At 68.3% G+C, this 25435-nt stretch carries 26 protein-coding genes; 14 read left to right on the forward strand and 12 right to left on the reverse strand.

Going from position 1 to position 25435, the window contains the following annotated elements; all coding sequences use genetic code 11:
• Positions 1-85: 85 nt before the first annotated feature.
• A complete protein-coding gene (locus AC0KTM_RS28200) occupies positions 86-1405 on the forward strand; it encodes a M18 family aminopeptidase (RefSeq protein ID WP_472417591.1) in 1320 nt (439 codons plus the stop codon).
• Between the two features lie 3 nt (positions 1406-1408).
• On the opposite strand, the gene AC0KTM_RS28205 is transcribed toward AC0KTM_RS28200, so the two are convergent.
• Entirely contained in the window at positions 1409-2023 is a 615-nt protein-coding gene (locus AC0KTM_RS28205; protein ID WP_238955734.1) for a TetR/AcrR family transcriptional regulator, read from the reverse strand.
• Positions 2024-2182: 159 nt separating this feature from the next.
• Here AC0KTM_RS28205 and AC0KTM_RS28210 point away from each other — a divergent pair, with 159 nt between their 5' ends.
• From AC0KTM_RS28210 to purM, 6 genes are all read left to right on the forward strand, one after another.
• Positions 2183-3256, forward strand: coding sequence for a phosphotransferase (locus tag AC0KTM_RS28210; protein ID WP_472417325.1), 1074 nt, complete (start codon positions 2183-2185; stop codon positions 3254-3256).
• A 57-nt stretch (positions 3257-3313) separates the two neighbouring features.
• Positions 3314-5611: a phosphoribosylformylglycinamidine synthase subunit PurL gene (purL, locus tag AC0KTM_RS28215; RefSeq protein ID WP_472417327.1), complete on the forward strand. Its 2298-nt coding sequence runs from the start codon at positions 3314-3316 to the stop codon at positions 5609-5611.
• Positions 5612-5630: 19 nt separating this feature from the next.
• Positions 5631-6275: an Rv0804 family intramembrane glutamic endopeptidase gene (locus tag AC0KTM_RS28220; protein WP_472417328.1), complete on the forward strand. Its 645-nt coding sequence runs from the start codon at positions 5631-5633 to the stop codon at positions 6273-6275.
• 11 nt (positions 6276-6286) lie between these two features.
• Entirely contained in the window at positions 6287-6676 is a 390-nt protein-coding gene (locus AC0KTM_RS28225) for a sterol carrier family protein (RefSeq protein WP_238955738.1), read from the forward strand.
• A gap of 137 nt (positions 6677-6813) precedes the next feature.
• A complete protein-coding gene (purF, locus tag AC0KTM_RS28230) occupies positions 6814-8340 on the forward strand; it encodes an amidophosphoribosyltransferase (RefSeq protein ID WP_225327841.1) in 1527 nt (508 codons plus the stop codon).
• 66 nt (positions 8341-8406) lie between these two features.
• Positions 8407-9501: a phosphoribosylformylglycinamidine cyclo-ligase gene (gene purM, locus AC0KTM_RS28235; protein ID WP_225327840.1), complete on the forward strand. Its 1095-nt coding sequence runs from the start codon at positions 8407-8409 to the stop codon at positions 9499-9501.
• Positions 9502-9568: 67 nt separating this feature from the next.
• Here the strand turns inward: purM and AC0KTM_RS28240 are convergent, their stop codons facing one another.
• Both AC0KTM_RS28240 and ygfZ read right to left on the reverse strand, forming a co-directional pair.
• Positions 9569-9754 carry a DUF3073 domain-containing protein gene (locus AC0KTM_RS28240; protein ID WP_225327839.1) on the reverse strand — a complete coding sequence of 62 codons (186 nt, stop codon included), beginning with the start codon at positions 9752-9754 and terminating at the stop codon, positions 9569-9571.
• A 146-nt stretch (positions 9755-9900) separates the two neighbouring features.
• Positions 9901-10995, reverse strand: coding sequence for a CAF17-like 4Fe-4S cluster assembly/insertion protein YgfZ (gene ygfZ, locus AC0KTM_RS28245; RefSeq protein ID WP_472417330.1), 1095 nt, complete (start codon positions 10993-10995; stop codon positions 9901-9903).
• 140 nt (positions 10996-11135) lie between these two features.
• Here ygfZ and AC0KTM_RS28250 point away from each other — a divergent pair, with 140 nt between their 5' ends.
• The gene (locus tag AC0KTM_RS28250; protein WP_472417592.1) at positions 11136-12005 is read left to right on the forward strand and encodes an aminodeoxychorismate lyase; all 870 of its coding nucleotides are present in this window, start codon (positions 11136-11138) and stop codon (positions 12003-12005) included.
• Positions 12006-12260: 255 nt separating this feature from the next.
• Here the strand turns inward: AC0KTM_RS28250 and AC0KTM_RS28255 are convergent, their stop codons facing one another.
• The 7 genes from AC0KTM_RS28255 to lmeA form a co-directional block, all read right to left on the reverse strand.
• A complete protein-coding gene (locus tag AC0KTM_RS28255) occupies positions 12261-12920 on the reverse strand; it encodes a heme-binding beta-barrel domain-containing protein (RefSeq protein WP_238955740.1) in 660 nt (219 codons plus the stop codon).
• A gap of 252 nt (positions 12921-13172) precedes the next feature.
• Complete coding sequence (locus AC0KTM_RS28260; RefSeq protein ID WP_008263909.1) at positions 13173-13475, reverse strand: DUF1416 domain-containing protein; 303 nt, start codon at positions 13473-13475, stop codon at positions 13173-13175.
• Between the two features lies 1 nt (position 13476).
• Positions 13477-14310, reverse strand: a complete 834-nt coding sequence (locus AC0KTM_RS28265; RefSeq protein ID WP_225327836.1) for a sulfurtransferase — start codon at positions 14308-14310, stop codon at positions 13477-13479.
• Positions 14311-14347: 37 nt separating this feature from the next.
• Entirely contained in the window at positions 14348-14818 is a 471-nt protein-coding gene (locus tag AC0KTM_RS28270) for a DUF4395 domain-containing protein (RefSeq protein ID WP_225327835.1), read from the reverse strand.
• Positions 14819-14923: 105 nt separating this feature from the next.
• Positions 14924-15037: an Ms5788A family Cys-rich leader peptide gene (locus AC0KTM_RS28275; RefSeq protein WP_374109668.1), complete on the reverse strand. Its 114-nt coding sequence runs from the start codon at positions 15035-15037 to the stop codon at positions 14924-14926.
• Between the two features lie 5 nt (positions 15038-15042).
• Positions 15043-15465: a thioredoxin family protein gene (locus tag AC0KTM_RS28280; protein WP_225327834.1), complete on the reverse strand. Its 423-nt coding sequence runs from the start codon at positions 15463-15465 to the stop codon at positions 15043-15045.
• Positions 15466-15508: 43 nt separating this feature from the next.
• On the reverse strand, positions 15509-16321 hold the full coding sequence (gene lmeA / locus AC0KTM_RS28285) for a mannan chain length control protein LmeA (RefSeq protein ID WP_225327904.1): 813 nt from the start codon (positions 16319-16321) through the stop codon (positions 15509-15511).
• A 168-nt stretch (positions 16322-16489) separates the two neighbouring features.
• Here lmeA and AC0KTM_RS28290 point away from each other — a divergent pair, with 168 nt between their 5' ends.
• The 6 genes from AC0KTM_RS28290 (at position 16490) to pstB (ending at position 22284) form a co-directional block, all read left to right on the forward strand.
• On the forward strand, positions 16490-17278 hold the full coding sequence (locus tag AC0KTM_RS28290; protein ID WP_225327833.1) for a winged helix-turn-helix transcriptional regulator: 789 nt from the start codon (positions 16490-16492) through the stop codon (positions 17276-17278).
• Positions 17275-18201, forward strand: a complete 927-nt coding sequence (gene mshD / locus AC0KTM_RS28295) for a mycothiol synthase (RefSeq protein ID WP_238955742.1) — start codon at positions 17275-17277, stop codon at positions 18199-18201. The genes AC0KTM_RS28290 and mshD overlap by 4 nt, the downstream gene beginning before the upstream one ends.
• Positions 18202-18364: 163 nt before the next feature.
• The gene (gene pstS / locus AC0KTM_RS28300) at positions 18365-19489 is read left to right on the forward strand and encodes a phosphate ABC transporter substrate-binding protein PstS (protein ID WP_425326346.1); all 1125 of its coding nucleotides are present in this window, start codon (positions 18365-18367) and stop codon (positions 19487-19489) included.
• Between the two features lie 51 nt (positions 19490-19540).
• Entirely contained in the window at positions 19541-20584 is a 1044-nt protein-coding gene (pstC, locus tag AC0KTM_RS28305) for a phosphate ABC transporter permease subunit PstC (RefSeq protein WP_238955744.1), read from the forward strand.
• Entirely contained in the window at positions 20581-21495 is a 915-nt protein-coding gene (pstA, locus tag AC0KTM_RS28310; RefSeq protein ID WP_238955745.1) for a phosphate ABC transporter permease PstA, read from the forward strand. The genes pstC and pstA overlap by 4 nt, the downstream gene beginning before the upstream one ends.
• 12 nt (positions 21496-21507) lie before the next feature.
• Positions 21508-22284, forward strand: a complete 777-nt coding sequence (gene pstB, locus AC0KTM_RS28315) for a phosphate ABC transporter ATP-binding protein PstB (RefSeq protein ID WP_225327828.1) — start codon at positions 21508-21510, stop codon at positions 22282-22284.
• A gap of 193 nt (positions 22285-22477) precedes the next feature.
• Here the strand turns inward: pstB and phoU are convergent, their stop codons facing one another.
• Positions 22478-23146, reverse strand: a complete 669-nt coding sequence (gene phoU, locus AC0KTM_RS28320; protein ID WP_225327827.1) for a phosphate signaling complex protein PhoU — start codon at positions 23144-23146, stop codon at positions 22478-22480.
• A 58-nt stretch (positions 23147-23204) separates the two neighbouring features.
• On the reverse strand, positions 23205-25310 hold the full coding sequence (locus AC0KTM_RS28325; protein ID WP_238955746.1) for an LCP family protein: 2106 nt from the start codon (positions 25308-25310) through the stop codon (positions 23205-23207).
• Positions 25311-25435: the final 125 nt, after the last annotated feature.

Raw genomic sequence — 25435 nt, forward strand, 5'->3', positions numbered from 1 at the left:
GTGGCGACGGCGAGCGCCGGAAGCGGCGCGAGCGAGGAGCGCGCAATCGACCCTAGCGTGAAGGCTGCGGCCGCGGACAGCCATGATGTTCAACATGTCCGGCGGGCCTGCAAACCACGCGAAGTCCTCAGCGAGTGCGCAAGGACTCTGCGAGTTCATCGACGCGTCTCCGTCGCCTTTTCACGTCTGCGCCACGGTGGCCGCGCGGTTGATCGCCGCCGGATACACCGAATTGAGCGAGGCGGAACGCTGGCCGTCCGGGCCGGGGCGCTACTTCACGGTGCGGGCGGGCTCGCTGGTCGCCTGGAATTCGGAGGGGGCCGACGGGCCGTTCCGGATCGTGGGCGCGCACACCGACAGCCCCAATCTCAGGGTCAAACAGCACCCCGACCGGGTGGTCGCCGGCTGGCGGGTGGTGGCGCTGGAACCCTATGGGGGCGTGTGGCTCAACTCCTGGCTGGACCGCGATCTGGGGATCAGCGGGCGCCTGTCGGTGCGGGCGAAGGATCAAAGCACCGGGATCGCGCACCGGCTGGTCCGGATCGACGAGCCGATCCTTCGGGTGCCGCAGCTGGCCATCCATCTGGCCGAGGACCGCAAGTCGCTGACACTGGACCCGCAGCGACACCTCAACGCGGTGTGGGGTGTCGGCGAGACGGCGCGGTCCTTCGTCGATTACGTCGCCGAACGCGCGGACGTGGCGCCCACCGACGTGCTGGCCGCCGACCTGATGACGCACGACCTGACTCCCTCGACGGTGATCGGCGCCTCCGACAACGGAACTGCCGACCTGCTGAGCGCGCCCAGGCTGGACAACCAGGCCAGCTGCTATGCGGGGCTGGAAGCGCTGTTGGCATCAGAACGTGGCGCGCAGTACCAGCCGGTGTTGGTGCTCTTCGATCACGAGGAAGTCGGCTCGTCCTCGGACCACGGCGCGCAATCAAACTTGTTGGGCACCGTCCTGGAGCGAATTGTGCTGGCCGCGGGCGGCACCCGAGAGGACTACCTGCGCCGGCTGCCGGCGTCGCTGCTGGCCTCCGCGGACATGGCGCACGCCACCCACCCCAATTACCCGGAACGGCACGAGCCCGGCCATCCGATCGCGGTCAACGCGGGGCCGGTGCTCAAGGTGCACCCCAATCTGCGCTACGCCACCGACGGACGCACCGCCGCGGTCTTCGCGCTGGCCTGTCAGCAGGCCGGGGTGGCGTTGCAGCGCTACGAGCACCGGGCCGACCTGCCGTGCGGATCGACGATCGGACCGTTGACCTCCGCGCGCACGGGCATCCCCACCGTCGACGTCGGCGCCGCGCAGCTTGCGATGCACTCCGCACGCGAGCTGATGGGCGCCCACGACGTGGCCGCCTACTCGGCCGCGATGCACGCCTTCCTGTCGCCGGCCTGACGCTCAATCGGTCTTCGTCTTACCCACGCCCTGCAGGATCGCGTCGAGCAGGCCGTCAAAAATCCGAGGACTTTGCGCGTCGAAATCGCCGCCGCCCCCGTGGGTTAACGCGCGAAACAGCATGGTGCCGATCAGCGCCTGGGCGATCGCGTCGAGGTCGGCGGCGGCGCTCAGTTCCTCGTCCCGGACGGCCCGTCGCAGCCGTGTCATCAACCCGGCCAGCTGAGGCGCGCTGAGCTGCTGGTAAAGATCGTCGCCGTCGGCCGGGCGGGCGGCCGCCGCGGCGATGAGCGCCCGCACCAGCGCGGCGTTCGGCGGATCCGCCAGAAAATCGGCATGCTCGCGCAGCCACGCCAGCAGGTCGGCGCGCAGGTCTCCAGTCTCGGCGACGGGAAACGACCCGGATCCGCCGTAAGCCTCCAGGACGGCCTCGGCGACCAGCGGGGCTTTCGATGGCCAGCGCCGGTAGAGGGTCTTCTTCCCCACGCCGGCGCGCGTCGCGACGCTTTCCATCGACAACTCGGCGTAGCCGCCGGTCGTCAGGAGTTGGCGCGTGGCATCGAGGATCGCGTGATGCAGCCGGGTGTCACGGGGCCGGCCGCCCCGCTCGTCGGACACGGAGCCGAGCCTAGGCGTGCCCGGCCGCGCCGGAACCGGCGGCGAACCGATTCGGTACTGGCGTGCGGACGCGCGTTCGGGTTACCTTCACGGGGATAAGTCTAGGAAACGATACGTGTCGTTTCTATGGCTGCGAGTCCGTGACGAAGGAGTCCAATCATGAATGCCCCGTCGTTGTCGGTCCCCACGACCTGGGATGACATCTCGCCGCAGTGGATGTCCGCGGCGCTGGCCGCCCATCATCCCGGCGCCGAGGTGGACACCGTCACCGTGGAGGTCCGCGACGACGGCACCAACCGGCGCGCCCGCCTGGGAGTGACCTACCGCAGCGGCAGCGGGCCGGCGTCGGTGTTTGTTAAGGCCGCCGACCCCGACCACAAAGAACTGATCCGCATGACCAGCGGCATGTTCCACGAGCCGCGGTTGTTCACCTGCGGGGTCGACCTGCCCCTCGAGCACCCCCGCGTCTACACCGCGCTGATCGACGAGGCCGCCTACGACTTCGTGATGGTCATGGAAGACCTCACCGCGCGCGGCGCCGATCCCCGCGACGCCACCAGGCCGATGACCGTCGAGCAGGTCGCCACCGGCGTGCGCGGCCTGGCCCGGATGCACGGGCGGTATTGGGGCGAGCGGGTGCTGACCGAGCCGGCGTTGGGTTGGCTTGAGCCGTTCCTGCCCTGGGACGGCATGGAAATGGCACCGCTGCCGGCCGCGCTGGAGCGCCTCGGCGCGGACGCACCCGAGCAGGTGACCTCACTGACCATCGACACGCTGATCGAATCGATCTGGAAGCCCTACATCAGGACGCTGACCGCGTCGCCGCAGACCTTGCTGCATGGCGATCCGCACATCGGCAACACCTACCTGCTGCCCAGCGACGAGGTGGGGTTCCTCGACTGGCAGGTGGCCCGCCGCGGCAACTGGTCACTCGACCTGGGCTACTTCCTGCAGGGCGCGCTGACCGTCGAGGATCGCCGTCGCAGCGAGCGCGATCTCCTCGAGGAATACCGCGGCGCCCTCGGCCTGCCGAAAGCCGAGATGCCGAGCCCCGACGAGGTCTGGTTGCGGTACCGGGCCTCGGTGGCGCACGGGCTGACCCTGTGGCTGTGCACCGCCAGCGCCGGGGAGCTCTGGCAGCGCCCCGACATCGCGCTGGCGCTGGCGCAACGGTATTCGTTCGCCTACGCCGACCTGGATACGGCCGCCGCGCTGGCCGAGATCGCCGGCTGAGGTAGCGCGGCGGTCGGCATCCGACACCCCGGGCGCCGCCACCCTAGACTGTGTCCCGTGACTGTCTCCGGGACGAGTGCGCGCACCCACGCGATCGACACCGTCGAGCACGCCGCCACCACTCCCGACGAGCCGCAGCCGTTCGGTGAGCTGGGTCTCAAAGACGACGAATACCAGCGCATCCGCGAGATCCTCGGCCGCCGCCCCACCGACACCGAGCTGGCGATGTACTCGGTGATGTGGAGCGAGCACTGCTCCTACAAGTCGTCCAAGGTGCACCTGCGGTACTTCGGCGAGACCACCACCGACGAGATGCGCGCCGGCATGTTGGCCGGCATCGGCGAGAACGCCGGCGTCGTCGACATCGGCGACGGCTGGGCGGTCACCTTCAAGGTGGAATCGCACAACCATCCCTCCTACGTCGAGCCCTACCAGGGCGCGGCCACCGGTGTCGGCGGCATCGTCCGCGACATCATGGCGATGGGGGCGCGGCCCGTTGCGGTGATGGACCAGCTGCGGTTCGGCGCCGCCGACGCGCCGGACACCCGCCGGGTGGTCGACGGCGTGGTCCGCGGCATCGGCGGCTACGGCAACTCGTTGGGCCTGCCGAACATCGGCGGTGAGACCGTCTTCGATGCGTGCTACGCCGGTAACCCGTTGGTGAACGCCATGTGTGTCGGTGTGTTGCGGCAGGAGGACCTGCATCTGGCGTTCGCCTCGGGCGCCGGCAACAAGATCATCCTGTTCGGAGCCCGCACCGGGCTGGACGGCATCGGCGGGGTGTCGGTGCTGGCGTCGGACACCTTTGACAGCGAGAACTCGCGCAAGAAGCTTCCCTCGGTTCAGGTCGGCGACCCGTTCATGGAGAAGGTGCTCATCGAGTGCTGCCTGGAGCTATACGCCGGGCACCTGGTGGTCGGCATCCAGGATTTGGGTGGTGCCGGATTGTCTTGTGCCACTTCGGAATTGGCGTCGGCCGGCGACGGTGGCATGGCAATCCAGCTCGAGACGGTGCCGCTGCGCACCACCCAGATGACCCCCGCGGAGATCCTCTGCAGCGAGTCCCAGGAGCGGATGTGCGCGGTGGTCACCCCGGAGAACGTCGACGCCTTCATGGCGGTGTGCCGCAAGTGGGACGTGCTGGCCACCGTGATCGGGGAAGTCACCGACGGTGACCGGCTGCGGATCACCTGGCACGGCCAGACCGTCGTCGACGTGCCGCCGCGCACCGTCGCCCACGAGGGCCCGGTCTACCAGCGTCCGATCGCTCGCCCCGACACGCAGGACGCTCTGAACGCGGACACCTCGACGCGGCTGCCGCGGCCCGCCACCGGCGCCGAACTGCGCGCGACGTTGCTTGCCCTGCTGGGCAGCCCGCACCTGTGCAGCCGCGCGTTCATCACCGAGCAGTACGACCGCTACGTGCGGGGCAACACCGTGCTGGCCGAGCACGCCGACGGCGGCGTGCTGCGCGTCGACGAGGCCACCGGCCGCGGCATCGCCCTGTCGACCGACGCGTCCGGCCGCTACACCAAGCTCGATCCCTACGCCGGCGCCCAACTCGCCCTGGCCGAGGCCTACCGCAACGTCGCCGTCACGGGCGCCACCCCGGTCGCGGTGACCAACTGCCTGAACTTCGGCTCGCCCGAAGACCCGGGCGTGATGTGGCAGTTCTCCCAGGCGGTGCGGGGCCTAGCCGAAGGCTGTGCGGCCCTGGGGATTCCGGTGACCGGTGGCAACGTGAGCTTCTACAACCAGACCGGGTCGACGGCGATCCTGCCCACCCCGGTGGTCGGGGTGCTCGGCGTCATCGACGACGTCGGCCGCCGCATCCCCACGGGCCTGGGCACCGAGCCCGGCGAAACCCTGATCCTGCTGGGCGATACGCGCGACGAGTTCGACGGATCGGTGTGGGCGCAGGTGACCGCCGACCATCTGGGCGGGCTACCGCCCAAGGTCGACCTGGACCGCGAGAAGCTGCTGGCCGAGGTGTTGCGCTCGGCGTCGCGGGACGGCCTGGTATCCGCGGCGCACGACCTGTCCGAAGGCGGCCTCGCGCAAGCCGTCGTCGAGGCCGCCCTGGCCGGTGAAACCGGTTGTCGCCTCGTGCTTCCCGAGGATGCCGACCCGTTCGTGACGTTGTTCTCCGAGTCGGCCGGCCGCGTGCTGGTGGCGGTGCCGCGCACCGAGGAGAGCCGGTTCCGTTCGATGTGCGAGGCGCGGGGATTGCCTGCGGTGCGCATCGGCGTCGTCGACCAGGCCTCCGACGAGGTGGAGGTCCAGGGACTGTTCACGGTTTCCCTGGCCGAACTACGCGAGACCTCCGAGGCGGTGCTGCCGCGGCTGTTCGGATGAGCGACCGCAGCGAATTCTGATGCCCGCCAGGCGTTTTCGTCCGGCTCACGCGGTATCTCTGGCCGCCGGACTGGTCGGTTGGAGCTTTGCCGGCCCGCGGCTGCCGGCCTTGTGGAGGGTGGCGCTACAGGCGAGCGTGGGCGGCGCGCTGGTGTTGGTGACCCGGGCGCCGCTGGGCCTGGGGCCGCCCCGGCTGTGGGCCGGGCTGCGGCTGGGTTCGGCGGCCGCGTTGTCGGCGGCGAGCACGGTCGCCGCGACGGCCCTGTTGCCGCCGGTGCGCCAATCGATGGCCGTCCGCGAACCGCCCGCGTCCGTGCCGGACTGGCTGCTGGTGCGGATACCCGTGGGCACCGTCTGGTCCGAGGAGTCCGCCTATCGCGGTGCGCTGGCCACGGTCGGCACCGCGGCGTTCGGGAAACGCGGCGGAAGGTTGTTGCAAGCCACCGCATTTGGCCTCTCGCACATCCCCGACGCGCGTGCGATCGGTGAGCCCGTGGCGGCCACCGTGCTGGTCACCGGAATCGGCGGATGGCTGTTCGGTTGGCTGGCTGACCGTACCGGCAGCCTCGCCGCACCCATGCTGGCGCACCTGGCCATCAACGAGACCGGCGCCATCGCCGTGCTGGCCGCGAGGCGCCTAGGCGACGGGTATCCCGGGTTTTGAGATCCTGGGGTATGGCGCCGCGCGAAAAGGCCGATCCGGCCAAGGCTCGGCAAGCCGTGTTGGCCGTCGCGCAATGGTTGGGTGACGAAACCACTCCGGCGCCGAGCCGCGACGAATTGGCGGCGGCCGTGCGGCTCACCGCCCGCACCCTGGCCGCGGTGGCGCCGGGACGAACCGTGGAGCTGCGGATCCCGCCGTTCGTCGCGGTGCAATGCGTCGCCGGACCCACGCACACCCGCGGCACACCGCCCAATGTGGTGGAGACCGACCCGCGGACCTGGCTGCTGCTGGCCACCGGCAAGCTGTCGTTCGCCGAAGCGAAGGGCACCGGTGCGCTGCGTCTTTCCGGCTCCCGAGCCGGTGAGATTGACCACTGCCTGCCCTTGTTCGATGTGGGCTGAATGCAACCCTGAACTGCAGCTTTAGAGTCTGGTGCGGGCAATTCGTCGCTCAACACGCCTGGCGGATTCGGCGGCGCGGCGCCGGTGCCCGTAGACTCCCTAGCGTCACCAACCGTTCCCCGGGGAGCTGCCGAATCGTGACCGCCCATGAGTCCGAAGAGGACTTCAACGCACCCCGTGAAGAATGCGGCGTATTCGGGGTCTGGGCCCCGGGCGAGGACGTCGCCAAACTCACCTATTACGGCCTGTACGCGCTACAGCATCGCGGGCAGGAAGCCGCCGGTATCGCCGTCGCCGACGGATCCCAGGTACTGGTCTTCAAGGACCTGGGTTTGGTCAGCCAGGTGTTCGACGAGCAGACGCTGGGGGCCATGCCGGGCCACGTCGCCATCGGGCACTGCCGGTACTCGACCACGGGTGACACGACCTGGGAAAACGCGCAGCCGGTGTTCCGCAACACCGCGGCCGGCACCGGGGTTGCCTTGGGGCACAACGGAAATCTGGTCAACACCGCCGAGCTTGCCGCCCGCGCCCGCGACGAGGGGCTGATCGCCAAGCGCGCCCCGGCGCCGGCGACCACGGACTCCGACATCTTGGGCGCGCTGCTGGCCCACGGCGCGGCGGACGCCACCCTGGAGCAGGCGGCGCTGGAGCTGCTGCCGACCGTGCGCGGCGCGTTCTGTTTGACCTTCATGGACGAGAACACGCTGTATGCGTGCCGCGATCCGCATGGGGTGCGGCCGCTTTCCCTCGGACGGTTGGACCGCGGATGGGTGGTGGCCTCCGAAACAGCCGCGCTCGACATCGTCGGCGCCTCGTTCGTGCGCGACATCGAGCCGGGCGAATTGCTGGCGATCGACGCCGACGGGGTGCGTTCCACGCGGTTCGCCAACCCCACCCCCAAGGGCTGCGTCTTCGAGTACGTCTACCTGGCCCGTCCCGACAGCACGATCGCCGGCCGGTCCGTCCACGCGACCAGGGTGGAAATCGGCCGCCGGTTGGCTCGTGAACGCCCCGTGGAAGCCGACCTGGTGATCGGCGTGCCCGAGTCCGGCACCCCCGCCGCCGTCGGCTACGCGCAGGAGTCGGGCATTCCCTACGGCCAGGGGCTGATGAAGAACGCCTACGTCGGGCGCACCTTCATCCAGCCGTCCCAGACCATCCGCCAGCTCGGCATCCGGCTGAAGCTCAACCCGCTTCGCGAGGTGATCCGCGGCAAGCGGCTCATCGTCGTCGACGACTCGATCGTGCGCGGCAACACCCAGCGCGCCCTGTTGCGGATGCTGCGCGAGGCCGGTGCCGTCGAGGTGCACGTGCGTATCGCGTCGCCGCCGGTCAAGTGGCCCTGCTTCTACGGGATCGACTTCCCGTCGCCGGCCGAACTGATCGCCAACGCGGTCGAAGACAAAAAGGAGATGCTCGAGGCGGTGCGGCACGCCATTGGGGCGGACTCGCTGGGCTACATCTCGCTGCGCGGCCTGGTCGCGGCCTCCGAGCAGCCGGCCTCGCGGTTGTGCACCGCCTGCTTCGACGGCCAGTACCCGATCGAGCTGCCCGAGGAGACCGCGTTGGGCAAGAACGTCATCGAGCACATGCTCGCCAACGCCGCCCGCGGCGGCGGGCTCAACGATCTCGCGGCCGACGAAGTACCGGTCGTCCACTGACTCGGTGGCGCTCCTTCGCCGACGTTTGATACCGGCGGTCGGCGCCGCCCGGTAGCCTTTATCGCGATGACGGATCCCGGAAAGAGCCCCGCGCGCCACTCAGGCAGTCAGGGCATCACCTACGCGTCGGCCGGGGTGGACATTGAAGCCGGCGATCGCGCCGTCGAACTGTTCAAGCCGCTAGCGACAAAGGCCACGCGACCCGAGGTACGGGGCGGCTTGGGCGGATTCGCCGGCCTGTTCGCGTTACGCGGCGACTACCGCGAGCCGCTGCTCGCGGCCTCCACCGATGGCGTCGGAACCAAGATTGCGGTCGCCCAGGCGATGGACAAGCACGACACCGTCGGGCTGGACCTGGTCGCGATGGTGGTCGACGACCTCGTGGTGTGCGGCGCCGAGCCGCTGTTCCTGCAGGACTACATCGCCGTCGGCCGCACGGTGCCGGAACGCTTGAGCGCCATCGTCAGTGGCATCGCCGAAGGCTGCGTGCGGGCCGGCTGCGCGCTGCTCGGCGGCGAGACGGCCGAACACCCCGGCCTGATGGAACCGGACCACTACGACATTTCGGCCACCGGCATCGGTGTCGTCGAGGCCGACGACGTGCTGGGGCCCGATCGGGTCAAACCCGGCGACGTCATCATCGCGATGGGATCGTCGGGCTTGCACTCCAACGGATATTCGTTGGCCCGCACGGTGCTACTCGAGATCGACCGGATGAACCTGGAAGGCTACGTCGAGGAGTTCGGCCGCACCCTGGGCGAAGAGCTGCTCGAACCCACCCGCATCTACGCCAAGGACTGCCTCGCGCTGGCCGCCGAAACCCACGTCCGCACCTTCTGTCACGTCACCGGCGGCGGACTCGCCGGAAACCTGGCACGCGTCATCCCGCACGGGCTGGTCGCCGAAATGGACCGCGGCACCTGGACGCCCGCGCCGGTGTTCGCCATGATCGCCCAGCGCGGCCGGGTGACCCGGGAAGAGATGGAGAAGACGTTCAACATGGGCGTCGGGATGATCGCCGTCGTGGCCCCGGAAGACACCGACCGCGCCCTGGCCATCCTGACGGCACGGCACCTGGATTGCTGGGTGCTGGGCACCGTCGGCAAAGGTGGAAAGGCGGGTCCGCGGGCCAAGCTCGTCGGTCAGCACCCGAGATTCTGAGGACCCCGGACTTCGGCGAAACTGATGCGGCGCCGGTGCTCGAGGCATCGGCGCCGGGGCGTTGGTTCTAGCGCCGCCAGCTGTCCTGGTCGTCCCAGGATTCGTCGGCGCCGTCGGTGTCCAGTTCGGTGGCCTCGTCTGAGCCCGTTCCGGACAGCTCTTGCTGAAGCCGCTGGAAGTCGGTCTGCGGAGAACTGTATTTGAGTTCTCGAGCAACCTTGGTCTGCTTTGCCTTAGCCCGGCCGCGGCCCATGGGGGAACCCCCTCGCGCAATAACGGAGCGGCCTAACGAGTAGGCGGCTCCGATCTCCTGGTGTCGTATTGTCCTGCCGACAGTTTACCGTGCCGCGCCAGTGGGCGTCGGCGCCCCCTGCTCGCTGTGGCGGACGTTACCGTTCATTATCCCGCACCGCCCCGCAACCGTTCAACGGCCAGTCGCCCGGCGCCGATCTGCTCGGCAGAAGGCAGGGAATCGACGTCGATCACGGCGGCCACCGCGGCGTCGGGACCGGTCGCCAATTCCGTCTCGGCGGGCAGCCCGCGCTTGAGCAGCGCCAGCGCTACCGGCCCGAGATCGACGTGGTCGACCACGGTGCCGAGGCGGCCGACGGCGCGCCCACCGGCCAGGACCGGCTCGCCCGTCGACGGTCGGTCCACCGAGCCGTCCAGGTGCAGCAACACCAGCATCCGGGGCGGTCTGCCCAGGTTGTGCACCCGCGCGACGGTCTCCTGGCCGCGGTAACAGCCTTTGTCCAGGTGGACGGCGCCTTCGCCGGGGCCACCGATCCAGCCCACCTCGTGCGGAATCGTGCGTTCGTCGGTGTCGACACCCAGCCGCGGCCGCACCGCCGCGACACGGTGGGCCTCATAGGCCCACACCCCGCCGGGCCGGACTCCGGCCTGCGCCAACCGGTTTCGCCAGTCGCCGGCCTCGGCGCGCGGAACAACCAGGTCCAGTTCAACCGGGCCGGCCGGCGTGCCGGGAATCCGTCGCAGGAAGCCACCGCCCACGGGAACCGCGGACCACGCGACGGGCAGCGCGTCCACTCCGAGCGCGTCGAGGACCGTCTGGTCGGCCAGCCGCGGGCCGAGCAATGAGAGCACGGCCAAATCGGCGCCGCCCGGGGTGACCTCGGACCAGAACACCATCTTGCGCAGGTAGCCGAGGAGCGGCTCGGCGCGCCACGGTTCGGTGTCGAGGTAGGTGGTGCCCCCCAGCTCGGTCTGGATCCAGTGGTCCTCGACGCGGCCCTGGCCGTCGAGGCTCAGATTCTGCGTGCTGGTGCCCTCGGGCAGGCTGCTGACGTGTTGCGTCGAAATGCTGTGCAACCACGTCTGGCGGTCGTTGCCGGTCAGAGTGAGCACACCGCGGTGCGCGCGGTCCACCACGATCGCGTCGGTTTCTGCGGCGCGCTGTTCGCCCAGCGGGTCGCCGTAATGCCAGACGGCGCGGGCGTCGGGTCCGGAATCGGGTGCGGGGACGGGGCGGTTCACACGTCAACTCTACGGCCGCAAGACCCGCCCAACGAGTGTGCCGCTCGCCGCACGTTCGTCGACGAGCGTGCGGCCGGCTTCACATTCGGCGAGGGACCGGCGAGCCGATAGGCTTCTCCACCATGGCTGGCCAGACGGGTGTGATCGTCACGCTGGACGGCGAAATCCATTCGCCGGAGGCGCCGCTGCTGTACGCCGACGACCTGGCGGCCGTGCGCGGCGACGGCGTCTTCGAAACGCTGCTGTTGCGCGACGGCAGAGCCTGTCTGATCGAGTCGCATCTGCAGCGGCTGTCCCAGTCGGCCGCGCTGACCGATCTGCCTGAGCCGGATCTGCCCCGGTGGCGCAGTGCGATCGAGGTGGCCACCCGGCAGTGGTGCGCGGGCACCGCGGACGAGGGCGCGATGCGGCTGATCTACAGCCGCGGCCGGGAAGGTGGTTCGGCGCCGACGGCCTACGTGATGGTCAACGGCGTTCCCGACCGCGTCACGGCGGTCCGACGCGACGGACTGGCGGCCATCACCCTCGATCGCGGCCTACCCGCCACCGGCGTCGACGCGATGCCGTGGCTGCTGGCCGGCGCCAAGACCCTGTCCTACGCGGTCAACATGGCCGCCCTGCGCCATGCCGCCCGCCGGGGCGCCGGTGACGTCATCTTCGTCAGCACCGACGGCTACATCCTGGAGGGCCCTCGATCGACTGTGGTGATCGCCACCGACTCCGAAGCGCCGGACGGCAATCCGTGCTTGCTGACGCCCCCGCCGTGGTATCCGATTCTGCGCGGTACCACCCAGCAGGCCCTGTTCGAGGTTGCCAGGGCCAAGGGGTACGACTGCTATTATCGGGCGCTTCGTGTCGCGGATCTGCTTGACGCCCAAGGTGTTTGGCTGATCTCGAGCATGACCTTGGCCGCCCGGGTGCATACCCTCGACGGCCGCCCACTGCCGCGGTCGCCGATGGCGGGGGACTTCGCCGAACTGGTCGACGCCGCCATCGTCAGCGATCGCTGAGCGCTGAATTCTGTTGTCGCCTCTGCCATTCGCGGGTACGGTCGGCCGTACACAAGGAAGGAGGTGGTCCGAGAAATTGATAGCTTCATGGACATGTGAGGTGGCTGCGCGCTAGCTGCATCGGCTCGGAAGAGCTGGCGACACACATGCGCTGGCGAATTCCCCGCAGTCACCCGGCCCCCGAGCTTCCGGTTTTTGTCCGACCTGGAACATGGCTCGGGGGCCGCCCCATGTCGGCGGCCGCTCCCGGCCCTGCTAGCCGGCGAACCGCGACAGGCGCGCCGACAGGTGCGGCACCAGGCCGCCGTCGGCGTCGACCCGTTCCTCGACATAGGCCAGGTCGCCGCCTTCGACGATGCCGTAGAGCCGTTTGGCGCCGCCGACCAGCACGCCGGACCTGCTGCGGGCCAGCGCATCGGTCACCAGCTCCCACGACGATTGGGTGCGCGGACGCCCGTAGAACAATTCGACGTAGCCCGCCGAATGCGCCAACAGCAGCTCGATCGCGTGGGATTCGCTGGGGTCGTCGGGATCGCTGACAAAGCGCCAGAAACCGGTCTCGCGTAAGTCGCGCTCCTGGTAATCGCCCGTCTCGCTCAGTCGCCAGGACCGGGCTTCCCAGTTCAGATAGTCCCCGCCGTCGTGCGAGACCACGATCTGCTGCCCAAACCGGTAGTCACCGTCGTGCCCGCGGCCTTCGCCTTCGCCGCGCCACACTCCGACCAGCGGCAGCAACGCGAGCAGCGCGTCATGGAGATTGGCGCCCTCGCGCAGGTTGGCGGTGTCGGCGGGCACGGGTAGATCGTCGAAGGACGGGATGTTGCGGCCGGCGGTCACCTTGGCGCGCTCGGCGGCGGCAGCCACCGCCCGGTCGCCGGAGCCGGCAGAACTCGACGGATCGTCGCCGGAGGTCATGTGCGCCGCTCCTCCCCATCGCTGCGCTCTGGATCGTCGCCGGCGGAGTTCATCTGCGCCGCTCCTCCCCATCGCTGCGCTCTGGATCGTCGCCGGCGCGGCTCACGACTCGTCAGTGATGAGCCGGTAGAGGGTGTACAGGGCGAACCATGAAATCACCACGACCGCCACAACCAGCATGATCTCGAAGAACAGCACCACGGGGGCAAGTCTATTCGCCTCGTCGCGTCCCGGTCGCGGGCAGCTGGTCGATCAGGCGATCTTGACGTCGACCTCGTGGATGCCCGCACCCGACGGCGTCACCACGGCGTTCCCGTTGCCGGCCGCCGACAGTGCGCGCAGCGTCCAGGATCCGGGTGCGGCGAAGAACCGGAAGTCACCGGTGGCCGAGGCCACCACCTCGGCGGTGAACTCGTCCGACGAGTCCAGCAAGCGGACGAACGCGCCACCCACTGCCTGGCCATCGCCGTCCACCACACGGCCGGTGATCACGGTTTCCTTTTCCAGGTCGACGCTGGCGGGCAACGTCAGTCCTTGCTTCGGTGCAGAGCACATATCAGCTTCCCAACTCGATCGGGGCCCCCACCAGGGAGCCGTATTCCGTCCAACTGCCGTCGTAGTTCTTGACATTCCTGTGCCCGAGCAATTCGTAGAGAACGAACCAGGTGTGCGACGACCGCTCGCCGATACGGCAGTAGGCGATCGTTTCTTTGTTGCCGTCCAGGCCGGCCGCGGCGTACAGCGCGGCCAGCTCCTCGTCGGACTTGAAGGTGCCGTCCTCGTTGGCGGCCTTGCTCCACGGCACGTTGATGGCGCCGGGGATGTGGCCGGGCCGCTGGCTTTGTTCCTGCGGCAGATGCGCGGGGGCCAGGATCTTGCCGGAGAACTCGTCGGGGGAGCGCACGTCGACGAGGTTCTTGACGTTGATGGCCGCGATGACGTCGTCGCGGAACGCGCGGATGCTGTTGTCCGGTGCGGCCGCCGTGTACGACGTCGCCGGCCTGCTGACGGTGTCGCTGGACAGTGCGCGGCCGTCGAGCTCCCACTTCTTGCGGCCGCCGTCGAGCAACTTGACCTTCTCGTGGCCGTACAGCTTGAAATACCAGTACGCGTAAGCGGCGAACCAGTTGTTGTTGCCGCCGTAGAGGATCACGGTGTCGTCATTGGAGATGCCCCGCTCGCTGAGCAGTTTCGAGAACTGCTGAGCGTCGACGAAGTCGCGTTTGACCGGGTCCTGCAAATCGGAGCGCCAGTCCAGCTTGATCGCGCCGGGAATGTGGCCGGCGTCGTAAGCGCTGGTGTCCTCGTCGACTTCGACGAAGACGACGCCTGAGGCGTCGAGATTGCTCTCAGCCCAGTCGGTCGAGACCAGGACGTCGGAGCGTGCCATGGAATGGGTCCTTTCAATCACTTTTGGTTACAGCAGGTCAGGTGCGACGCGCGATGCTCCGGAAGCGGACCACCAGCGGGTAGAGCTGGCAGCCCAGGCAGATGCCGAATGCGGCGTTGAGAAACGCGGCCGCCAGGGCGGCCCCCGTGGCGATGACGCCGAACAGGACGGCGCCGGCGGCGAAGCCGGCGGTCCCCAGCACGGCGAAGATCAGGCCGACGAGCTGGGCGAACTGTAGCGGCGCGGTGGGTTCGCGATCCTGCACCGGGCCCAGCCGGGGCGCGACGACGGCGGCGAATATCCGGCCGTAGGGATGCTTGCGCGGCCCGCCGGCAGCGCCGATGGCGAAGATGACGGCCTGGACGGCCAGGATTGCCGCCGCCGCCGGTGGACTGGCCGCCGACACGACCAGCACCAGCAGCAAGACACCGGTCGTCACCCAGGCGGCGAAGCGTGGCCCACGCACGTCGACGAGGTCGGGCTGCGTGGCGGTGTTGCTGCTCGGCAAGGTGTTACTCCTCGAATACCTCTGTTGCTCATGGAAACGACGATGGGAGACGCGCCACGGTCGGGATCCGGGGCCGCTCCGAGTGCTACGCGACAGCGCGGCTACTCAGCAGCAACAGCAACAACAACAGCCCGCGGTGCGGCACAGTTCAACTGCGCGACGCTTGGTGAGCATGGGCTCGAGGCGGGCTAACACGTCGGTCAGCTTACCCAATGACACCGCGGTCAAGCCAACAGCGGTTTCAGGACGGACCGCAGGTCGGCGGCGCTCGGCACTCCGGAGGTCCGGTACCGCTGCCGCCCGTCGATGTCGAAGATCAACGTGGTGGGCAGGGACAGCACCGAATAACGGCGCGCGGTCTCCGGATTGGCGTCCAGATCGACCTCGACGTGGGACACCCCGCCCAGGTCGTCGCAGACCTCGACCACGACCCGGCGCACCCGGTCGCACGGCCCACACCACGGGGCACTGAAATGCACGACGGTCGGTCCGCTGCGCGAAAGTCTCAGCGCTGCGATGTCGCCGGCGGTGTCGTGATCCGGCCCGGGATCGATTTCCCGGATGCCGCCGGAGCGGCGGGTCAACAGCCAGCCGACGAGGGTCGCGGCGGCGAGCGCGGCGACGGTGACCACGATGACCGTCGTCACGGGCGCCACTCCTCGTCGCGCCCGGCGGCGCCGTCAGCGTGCGTCATGACCGTTTGAACCCATCGAGGGACACCGTTAATCCGTAGGTGATGCCCTCGATGATGACGTCGGAGCCCCGCGCCCCCTCGGTGGTGGGCGCGACACCGAAGGGAAGCCGCTGGTCGGGAAGCCGGCCACCGAAGGCGTGCAGCACCGCGTCCTGCTTGTCGGCGGGGACGGTCTGGTCGGCGGTGTCCGGTCCGGTGAGCACGCCTTTGGGGGTGAAGACCAGCGTCGCCGGGTCATCGGGGGCGATGGAAAGGTCGACCGAGACGCTGACCCGGCGATCGAAGCCGGACGATTTGGGTGTGCCGGTGAACACCAGCCCGTGGCTGTCGGAGATGCCCGACGCGGTGACGCCGCCGGTGGAGGTATTGGTTTCCTTGGGCGGGGCCTCGACCATCAGGTCGCTGATGCCCAGGTATCGGCCCAGGTGGGTCGAGTCGATGATGATGCGGCTTTCCAGCTTGTCCACCGCCAGCTTGGCTTCGGGACTGATCAGCCACGACGCATGCGTGAGATCGACCGAATACATCGTGGCCTCGAGGGTGGCCTTGCCGGTCATCGCGTGTTCGACGGCGTTGGCCTTGATCTCCACCTGGCTGTAGTTGCCGCGCACGGCCTGCGGAATGAAGGGAAACGCCACGATGGCCACGAAGGGGTCGCTGCCCAGCTGGGCCGCCTTGCGCACGCTGGCCGACAGCCGGTATTCAGCATAAATGCTGGTGCCGTAGTCGACCCCGATCGCACCGAGGGTGACCACGGCCACCAGGATCGCGGTCGCGGTCGCAGCAATCAGCACCTTGCGCACCCGCATATTGTGGCGTAACCCCGGCGGCGGCGGATCGCCCGTGGCGGGGCTCACACTGGCTCGTCTGCCACGCGAAAACACCAGGTATCACGTTATCGTTAGATGACCTGGTAACTAACGCGTGATGGCGTTGTGAATTTGGGAGATGCCGTTCCCCCGAGCTGGAGGGACTAGTTGGAGCTTTTACTGCTGACCTCGGAGCTGCATCCCGATCCGGTCCTGCCCTCGTTGTCGCTGCTTCCGCATGCCGTGCGGACGGCGCCGCCTGAACCGGCCTCGCTGCTCGAGGCCGGGACGGCGGACGCCGTGATCGTGGATGCGCGCACCGATTTGTCGTCCGCGCGCGGCCTGTGCCGCCTGCTGAGCACCGCCGGCCGATCGGTTCCCGTGTTGGCCGTGGTGAGCGAGGGCGGCCTGGTGGCCATCAGCGCCGACTGGGGCCTGGACGAGATCCTGCTGCCCACCACCGGACCGGCCGAGATCGACGCGAGACTGCGGCTGGTGGTCGGCCGCCGGGGCGGGCTTGCGGACCAGGAAAGCGCCGGCAAGGTGAGCCTGGGCGAGTTGGTGATCGACGAAGGCACCTACACCGCCCGGCTGCGCGGGCGCCCGCTCGATCTCACCTACAAAGAATTCGAGCTGCTCAAATACCTGGCCCAGCACGCCGGGCGGGTGTTCACACGGGCGCAGCTACTGCACGAGGTGTGGGGATACGACTTCTTCGGCGGCACCCGCACGGTCGATGTGCACGTGCGCCGGCTGCGGGCCAAACTGGGCCCCGAGCACGAGGCGTTGATCGGCACCGTCCGCAACGTGGGTTACAAGGCGGTCCGCCCGGCGCGCGGCCGCGCCCCGGCGGCCGACCCCTCCGATCCCGACGGCGCGGACGGCGCCGAATCCGGTTCGGAATCCGACTCCGAGGACGTCCAAGATCCGTTGGTCGATCCGTTGCGCACTCAGTGACCCCGCCTGACTGGCGCCGGACGCTGACCGACGACGAACAGCGAGGCGTGCGCGAACTCATCAGTGCGGCAACGGAATTCGACGGGGTGGCGCCCGTCGGCGAGCAGGTACTGCGCGAACTCGGACACGACCGCACCGAGCATCTGCTGAGCACCTCGGACGACGGTGTGATCATCGGCTACCTCAATCTCAGCCCGCCCCGCGACGGGGAGACCGGGATGGCGGAACTCGTCGTGCACCCACGTTCCCGTCGTCGCGGCATCGGGGCCGCGCTGGCTCGCGCGGCGTTGACCAAAACCGGTGCGGGCAACCGATTCTGGGCGCACGGCACGCTCGAGCCGGCCCGCGCGACCGCGTCCGCGCTGGGCCTGACGCCGGTGCGGGAACTGATGCAGATGCGACGCTCGCTGCGCGATCTCCCCGACACCGCGCCCTCGGTGCCCGGGGTGCGGATCCGCACCTATGCGGGCACGGCCGACGACGCCGAGCTACTGCGCGTCAACAACGCCGCGTTCGCCTACCACCCCGAGCAGGGCGGCTGGACCGAAGCCGAGCTGGCGGAGCGGCGCGACGAACCGTGGTTCGACCCAACGGGTTTGTTTCTCGCGGTCGATGACTCCGAGGGCGATCAGGGCGGCAGGCTGCTGGGATTTCACTGGACGAAGGTGCACCTCGATCGGCCCGGGTTGGGCGAGGTGTACGTCGTGGGTGTCGATCCGTCGGCGCAAGGCCGCGGACTGGGACAGGCGTTGACCGCCGTCGGCATCGAATGGCTGGCCCGCCGCCTGGCCGAGGCCACCGATCCCACCGTGATGCTCTACGTCGAGTCGGACAACGTCGCCGCCGTGCGCACCTACCAGCGCTTGGGTTTCACCACCTACAGCGTCGACACCGCATACGCGGTCGTCCCCGCGGCCAACTGACCGCGGGTACGAGCGGCATCCACCCGCATCGTTAACCTGGTCCTTGCTACCGAGACGTTGCCGTGCGCCGGCCGGCGCATAGTTTCGCCGCGACTTGGCAACCTGAGAGGGATGGCCAGCGGCGCCCACATGCGTCTTGAACGTCGTCATGAAAGCGAGATCGGTGAAGCTCGACAGGCAGGCCAGGGCGCTGGCCGCGGTGCTGTTGGCGACGGCACTCGGCGCCATGGCGCTGTCCGCTTGCGGCAGCGATGAGAACCGCCGCGGCGCAGCGGCGCCCAGCATCACCGGCGGCGCCGGTAGCGCGGGGTGCGGCGGTAAGAACAAGCTGACGGCGGAAGGCTCGACCGCTCAAGCGAACGCGATCACGGTCTTCAACCAGGTGTGGGGTCAGTACTGCCCGGGCAAGGGTCTGGCCTACAACCCGACCGGGTCGGGCGCCGGCCGCGAGCAGTTCATCGCCGGGCACGTGGATTTCGCGGGAGCCGATTCTCCGTTGGTCGCCGAGCAGATCGGCCCCGCCGCCAGTCGGTGCGGCGGGAACCCGGCGTGGGACCTGCCCCTGGTGTTCGGTCCGATCGCGCTCGCCTACAACCTGCCGGGGAATCCGGCCCTGGTGGTCAGCAGTGATGCGGTGGCCAAGATTTTCACCGGCAAGATCACCACGTGGAACGACCCCATCTTGGCCGGCCTCAACCCGGGTGTGGCGCTGCCCGACACCAGGATCACGCCGATCTACCGGTCGGACTCGTCGGGAACCACCGACAACGTGCAGAAATATCTGACCGCCGCAGCACCGCAGAGCTGGGCCAAGGGGGTCGGCACGGAATTCCAGGGCGGCGTCGGCGAGGGTGCGACGAAGTCGTCCGGCGTCATTCAGGCGGTGCGGACCATTCCGGGCGCCATCGGATACGTCCAGAAGGGGTTCGCCGACCAGGCCGGCATGTCCTACGCCAAAATCGCCACCCGCGGCGGGATTGTCCCGCTCACCAACGACACGGCCGAAAACGCCATCAAGGCGGCCCAATTCCTCGGCGAGGGAAACGACCTGTTGCTCGATCTCAACGCCATGTACGGCTCGCAGGAGCCGGGCGTCTACCCGCTGGTGCTCGTCACCTACGAGATCGTGTGTTCCAAGGGCTACGACGCCGATACCGCCGGGGCGATCAAATCGTTCCTCTCCGTGGCCGCCATCAGCGGCCAGGCCGAACTGTCCTCGGCCGGCTACATTCCGCTGCCCGATAAGGTCAAGGAACGACTGGTCGCCGCGATCGATGCGCTGCAGTGACCAGGTGAATCGGGTTCCAAGGGGCGACAGCAGAACTGTGGCGGGATTGCGGTGACGGGGTTTTCAGGGCCAAACCCAATCGACGCAGGCTCGGGCGCCGTGCTTGCCGCGTCGTTTCCCGAGTCGTCGACGGCACCCACCAGCCCCTGGGGCGAGGGGCGACCGCATGTGGGAGACCGGGTATTCCGGTGGCTCGCGCAGGCCTCGGGTGTGCTGATCGTCGTCGTGATCGCCGCGATCGCCGTGTTCCTGCTCGGGCGCGCGGCCCCGGCGTTGCAGCGCAATCGCGAGAACTTCTTCAGCTACGGCGGTAGCTGGGTCACCACCGACACGTCGGCGATGCACTTCGGGATCGCCAGCCTGCTGCCGGTCACCGTATTCGTGTCACTGTTCGCGTTGACCTTGGCCATGCCGGTCGCGCTGGGCGTCGCCCTTTTCATCACCCAGTACGCGCCCCGGCGTATCGCGACGCCGCTGGCCTACGCGGTCGATCTGCTGGCCGCGGTTCCCTCGATCATCTACGGTGCGTGGGGTCTGTACGTGTTGGCGCCGCAGCTGCGGCCCGTCGCCACCTGGCTCAACCGCTCCCTGGGCTGGTGCTTCCTGTTCGCCGACGGCAACGCGTCGGCCGCCGGCGGCGGCACCATCTTCACCGGCGGCATTGTCCTGGCGGTGATGATTCTGCCGATCGTCACCGCCGTCACCCGCGAAGTGTTCATCCAGACACCGCAGGACCAGATCGAGGCGGTGCTCGCGCTCGGCGCCACCCGGTGGGAAGTGGTCAAGACCGTCACGCTGCCGTTCGGGCGGTCGGGCTACATCAGCGGCGGGATGCTGGGGCTGGGCCGCGCGCTGGGCGAGACGGTCGCGCTGCTGATCATCCTGCGGGGCACCCAGTCGGCGTTCGGTTGGTCGCTGTTCGACGGCGGCTCGACCTTCGCCACCACGATCGCGGGCGCCGCGGCGGAATTCGACGACCGATTCAAGTCGGGCGCGTACATCGCCGCGGGCCTGACGCTCTTCGTGCTCACCTTCCTGGTCGACGCCCTCGCCCGGGGCGCCGTCGCCGGGGCCGGCCGAAAGGCCGCCCGATGACGTCGATGTTGGACCGCCCGCTCAAGTCGCGGACGTTCTCCCCGCTTTCCCGGCGCCGTCGTACCGCGAATCGTGTTGCGACCGTGTTGGTTTCACTGGCGTTGCTGGTGGCTGTGGCGCCGCTGGTGATGGTGCTGTGGTCGGTGACCGTCAAGGGATTCAAGGCGATCACCTCAACCGTGTGGTGGTCGCACTCGCAAGCCGGGATGACGGCCTTCGTGACCGGCGGCGGCGCTTACCACGCGCTGGTCGGCACCGTGCTGCAGGGATTGGTGTGCGCGGTCATTTCCATCCCGATCGGTCTCATGGTCGCGATCTATCTGGTCGAATACGGCGGCGGCACCGCGTTGGGCCGGTTGGCCTCGTTCATGGTGGACATCCTGAGCGGGGTGCCCTCGATCGTGGCGGCACTGTTCATCTATGCGTTGTATGTGGCCACGCTGGGCCTGCCCCGTTCCGAGTTCGCGGTCTCGCTGGCGTTGGTGTTGCTGATGCTTCCGGTGATCGTGCGCGCGACCGAGGAAATGCTGCGGATCGTTCCGGTGGACCTGCGCGAGGCCAGTTATGCGCTGGGCATCACCAAGTGGAAGACCATCGTCCGGGTGGTCATTCCCACCGGGCTGTCCGGCATCGTCACCGGGATCTTGCTGGCGATGGCCCGGGTGATGGGGGAGACGGCGCCGCTGTTGATCCTCGTCGGTTATGCCCAGTCGATGAACTTCAATATCTTCAGCGACTTCATGGGGACGCTGCCAGGCATGATGTACAACCAGACGTCGGCCGGCGCGGGCCTCAACCCCATCCCCACGGATCGGTTGTGGGGGGCCGCGTTAACCCTCATCCTGGTGATCGCCGCGATCAATATCGTGGCTCGAGTGATAGCGAAATTCCTTGGCGCCAGAAAGTCATAGGCAGGAGCAGTAGTGGCCAAACGGTTGGACCTCAAGGGCGTCAACATCTATTACGGGTCGTTTCACGCCGTCGCCGAGGTGACGCTGACGGTTTTGCCTCGCAGCGTCACCGCGTTCATCGGTCCGTCGGGTTGCGGCAAGACGACGGTGTTGCGCACCCTCAACCGCATGCATGAGGTGGTGCCCGGCGGTCGCGTCGAGGGCAGCGTGCTCCTCGATGACGAGGACATCTACGGCGCCGGTGTCGACCCGGTCGGTGTGCGCCGGGCCATCGGGATGGTGTTCCAGCGTCCGAACCCGTTCCCCGCCATGTCAATTCGCGACAACGTGGTAGCCGGCCTGAAGCTGCAAGGGGTGCGCAACCGCAAGGTTCTGGATGAGACGGCCGAATATTCGCTGCGCGGGGCGAACCTGTGGGACGAGGTCAAGGATCGGTTGGACCGGCCGGGCGGTGGTCTGTCCGGCGGGCAGCAGCAGCGGCTCTGCATCGCCAGGGCCATCGCCGTGCAGCCCGATGTGCTCCTGATGGACGAGCCCTGCTCGGCGCTGGACCCGATCTCGACGATGGCCATCGAAGAGCTGATCAGCGAGCTGAAGCAGGCTTACACCATCGTCATCGTCACCCACAACATGCAGCAGGCGGCCCGGGTCAGCGACTACACCGCGTTTTTCAACCTGGAAGCCGTCGGAAAGCCGGGGCGGCTGATCGAGGTCGACGACACCGAGAAGATCTTTTCCAACCCGAATCAGAAGGCGACCGAGGACTACATCTCCGGCCGCTTCGGCTAGCCCGACGACGAAGCAGCTCGCGTAGCGAGGTGTGAGGAGTTGGGCGATCGAACCTAGCCCGACGACGAAGCAGCTCGCGTAGCGAGGTGTGAGGAGTTGGGCGATCGAACCTAGCCCGACGACGAAGCAGCTCGCGTAGCGAGGTGTGAGGAGTTGGGCGATCGAACCAGCCCGATGACGAAGCAGCTCGCGTCTACTGCGAGGGCGGTTTCGCTTCTTCCTCGGGCAGTCTGCCGGTGGCCTGGAAAATGACGCGCCTGGCCACCTCGACAGCGTGGTCGGCAAAACGCTCGTAGAAGCGGCCCAGCAACGTCACGTCGACGGCCGCGGCCACGCCGTGCTTCCATTCCCGGTCCATGAGCACCGAGAACAGGTGCCGGTGCAGGTCGTCCATCGCGTCGTCTTCCTCGCGGATCCGGGCCGCCTTTTCCGGGTCGCGCGACAACACCACCTCTTGGGCGCTGTTCCCCAATTCGACTGCGATGCTGCCCATTTCGGCGAAGTAGCCGTTGACCTCTTCGGGCAGCGCGTGCTGGGGATGCCGCCGCCGGGCGATCTTGGCGACGTGCAGCGCCAGCGCACCCATGCGGTCGATGTCCGCGACCATCTGAATGGCGCTCACGATGGACCTCAGATCGCCGGCGACCGGCGCCTGCAGCGCCAGCAGCACGAAAGCGCTTTCCTCGGCGCGCGCACTCATCGCGGCGATCGCTTCGTGGTCGGAGATCACTTGTTCGGCCAGCACCAAGTCGGCCTGCAGCAGGGCTTGGGTGGCCCGCTCCATGGCGATTCCTGCCAAGCCGCACATCTCGCCGAGCCGCTCGGTTAACTCCGAGAGCTGCTCGTGGTAGGCGGTTCGCATGTCGTCAAGGATACGTTCCCCGCGTCCGAGACAGGCCGCGGAGCGCCGTCAAAAACGCTTATTCGCAGGTGGTGTCGGCCGCGTTGGTGACGGTCAGGTCCTCGGGGAGCTTGGCCGGCGCGTTGCTCGAGCCGCGTTCGATCTGCAAACTCATCGGCGAGCCGCTCGGTGAGGGAGCGGTGACCGACTTGAAGTCCGGGCCCAGTACCACCTGCACGACCTGCCCGTAGCCGGAAACCCGCTGGACCTTGGCATTGGCGAACGAGGACGCCACGGTGGCCGCGGCCTCTTCGTTGCCGGGCGAGAACAGAACCGTCGTCGCGGTCACCGAACTCGGATAATCGTCGGGCGTCATCACGTTGAAGCCGTCCCGCTTGAGCTGGGTGGTTGCGGTTGCCGCCAGACCGGTCTGCGTGGTGGCGTTGGAAACTCGTACCGTCACACCGCTTGGCGAGGTCGTGGTGACCTGCTCGTGTTGAGCCTCCGGCGTCGGGGACGGCTTCCTGGTGGTCGGGGCTTTCGACGCTCCCGTCGTCGTGCCCGAACCAGGTGAGGCGCTCAAATTCTTTGCGTTCTGGTCGTTTTCCTCTGGCAGCGGATCGTCGTTGATGATGGCGTCGAACAGCGCCCGCATATCGGACATGCGCGGCGGCTCGTCGCCGTTCTGGTCGGTGACGCCGGTCGGCACCGTCACGAACGTGACGTGGCCGGCCGCCATCCCCTGCAGCGACTGACCGAGTTGCACCAGGTCCTTGGACTTCACGTTGTCGACGACGGTGTCGCTGATGAACATGTTGACGACGTTGTTGAGCTTGTTGAGGTCGAGCAATGTGTCCGCCGAGATCAACGACCTCAGCAGCGACGACAGGAACAACTGCTGGCGTTTGATGCGGCCGTAGTCCCCGTTGATCTCCGTGGTGACCTGGCGGGCCCGCACGTAATTCAGTGCGGTGGAACCGTCGAGAACCTGGCGGCCGCCGTGTTCGAGCACGGTGCCCAGCTCGTAGTCGTGCAGCGGGGTGCTCGAGCACACCTCGACGCCGCCGAGGGCGTCGACCATCTTCGCGAACCCGGAGAAGTCGACGGCGATGAAGCGGTTGATGCTCAATCCGGACAGCTTCTGGATTTCCTTCACCAGACACTTCGGGCCGCCGAACGCGAACGCCGAGTTCAGTTTGGTCTCGGTGTAGACCATCTTCGGTCCCCACGTCTGCGTCTTCTCGTCGTAGAGCGGGCCGTACTTGCCGGTGGTGGGGTTCCAGGCCTCGCATTGCATCGGGGTGATCGCCAGGTCGCGCGGGAAGGACACCGCCACCACGCGTTTGCGGTTGGCCGGGATGTTGACCAGCATCACGGTGTCCGAGCGGGCGCCGTCGGCGTCGTCGGTGTCGCCGGCGCCCATGTTGGCGTTGTCGCCGGCGCGCGAGTCAAGGCCGACGATCAAGAAGTCTTCGTCGCCGTACTGCCCGTTTGCGTCGCGGATGTCGTCCGAGTGCGGGTCGAGCGCGTTGATGGTGTTGAGCCTGGCGTTCTTCGACGTGCTCCACTGCCATGCCCCGCCGGTCATCACCAGGGCCAGCACGGCGGCCAGCGCCGCTATCGAGCGTCCGGCCAGCAGCATCGGGCGGCGGCGTTTGGGCTCCTCGGCGGCGGTATCGACCGCGTCGGAAGGCGGCTCGCCGGGGTCGTCGTCGTTCGGGTAGTCGGCGTCCATGAGCTCGCGAAGCTCGGAGACCGCGTCGAACGAATAGGCGAGGTCGTCGATGACCTGTGTCTTCTGCATCTCGAGCGGCGGTTCGGGCTCGAAGACTTCGGACTCGGGCTCGAAAAATTCGGGCTCGGGCTCGGGCTCGGGGGCGGCGCGTCGGTGAACGGGCCGGTCGGGCGCGCCGATCTTGGCGATCAGATCGGCGACGCTGACCCCGCCCCCGGCGTGGCTTCCCGTGTGCTCGGTGTCGTCTTCCTGCGGCGCGGCAGGCGCGGCAGGCGCGACGGCGGCCTCTGGCTGCCATCGGTGGAGGTTGTCGTCGGGCGGTGGTTCGAAGAATCGTTCCCAGGGGGCAGCGCCCAAGCTCGGCGACGGGCCGGCTGGGATCGGTTGGGCGTGAGCCTCGCCCGGTGCGTGCCGACCGTTACGAGTGGCGTCGCGCTCGCCGTCACTCATGTCCTACCGGCCTCCGAAGCTCTGATGCAGACGTCATCGTGTCCGTGCGTCGTGGCAGCGCAGCGCCGCTTTTGGGGCGCAGCGGGGCGTGCCAACCGTTTTTCGTCGCGCCCGGTGCGGCGGCA

Source organism: Mycobacterium sp. NTMscope_Eco_3 (assembly GCF_976985685.1).

Bases quoted from the DNA above. Each gene is read 5' to 3' on its own strand.
- AC0KTM_RS28220 (WP_472417328.1), top strand. From the start codon at position 5,631: ATGCCCGCCAGGCGTTTTCGTCCGGCTCACGCGGTATCTCTGGCCGCC.
- purM (WP_225327840.1), top strand. From the start codon at position 8,407: ATGACGGATCCCGGAAAGAGCCCCGCGCGCCACTCAGGCAGTCAGGGC.
- AC0KTM_RS28325 (WP_238955746.1), bottom strand. From the start codon at position 25,310: ATGAGTGACGGCGAGCGCGACGCCACTCGTAACGGTCGGCACGCACCG.
- AC0KTM_RS28200 (WP_472417591.1), top strand. From the start codon at position 86: ATGTTCAACATGTCCGGCGGGCCTGCAAACCACGCGAAGTCCTCAGCG.
- phoU (WP_225327827.1), bottom strand. From the start codon at position 23,146: ATGCGAACCGCCTACCACGAGCAGCTCTCGGAGTTAACCGAGCGGCTC.
- AC0KTM_RS28255 (WP_238955740.1), bottom strand. From the start codon at position 12,920: ATGACCTCCGGCGACGATCCGTCGAGTTCTGCCGGCTCCGGCGACCGG.
- pstA (WP_238955745.1), top strand. From the start codon at position 20,581: ATGACGTCGATGTTGGACCGCCCGCTCAAGTCGCGGACGTTCTCCCCG.
- AC0KTM_RS28240 (WP_225327839.1), bottom strand. From the start codon at position 9,754: ATGGGCCGCGGCCGGGCTAAGGCAAAGCAGACCAAGGTTGCTCGAGAA.
- AC0KTM_RS28225 (WP_238955738.1), top strand. From the start codon at position 6,287: ATGGCGCCGCGCGAAAAGGCCGATCCGGCCAAGGCTCGGCAAGCCGTG.
- lmeA (WP_225327904.1), bottom strand. From the start codon at position 16,321: ATGCGGGTGCGCAAGGTGCTGATTGCTGCGACCGCGACCGCGATCCTG.
- AC0KTM_RS28260 (WP_008263909.1), bottom strand. From the start codon at position 13,475: ATGTGCTCTGCACCGAAGCAAGGACTGACGTTGCCCGCCAGCGTCGAC.
- AC0KTM_RS28210 (WP_472417325.1), top strand. From the start codon at position 2,183: ATGAATGCCCCGTCGTTGTCGGTCCCCACGACCTGGGATGACATCTCG.
- AC0KTM_RS28265 (WP_225327836.1), bottom strand. From the start codon at position 14,310: ATGGCACGCTCCGACGTCCTGGTCTCGACCGACTGGGCTGAGAGCAAT.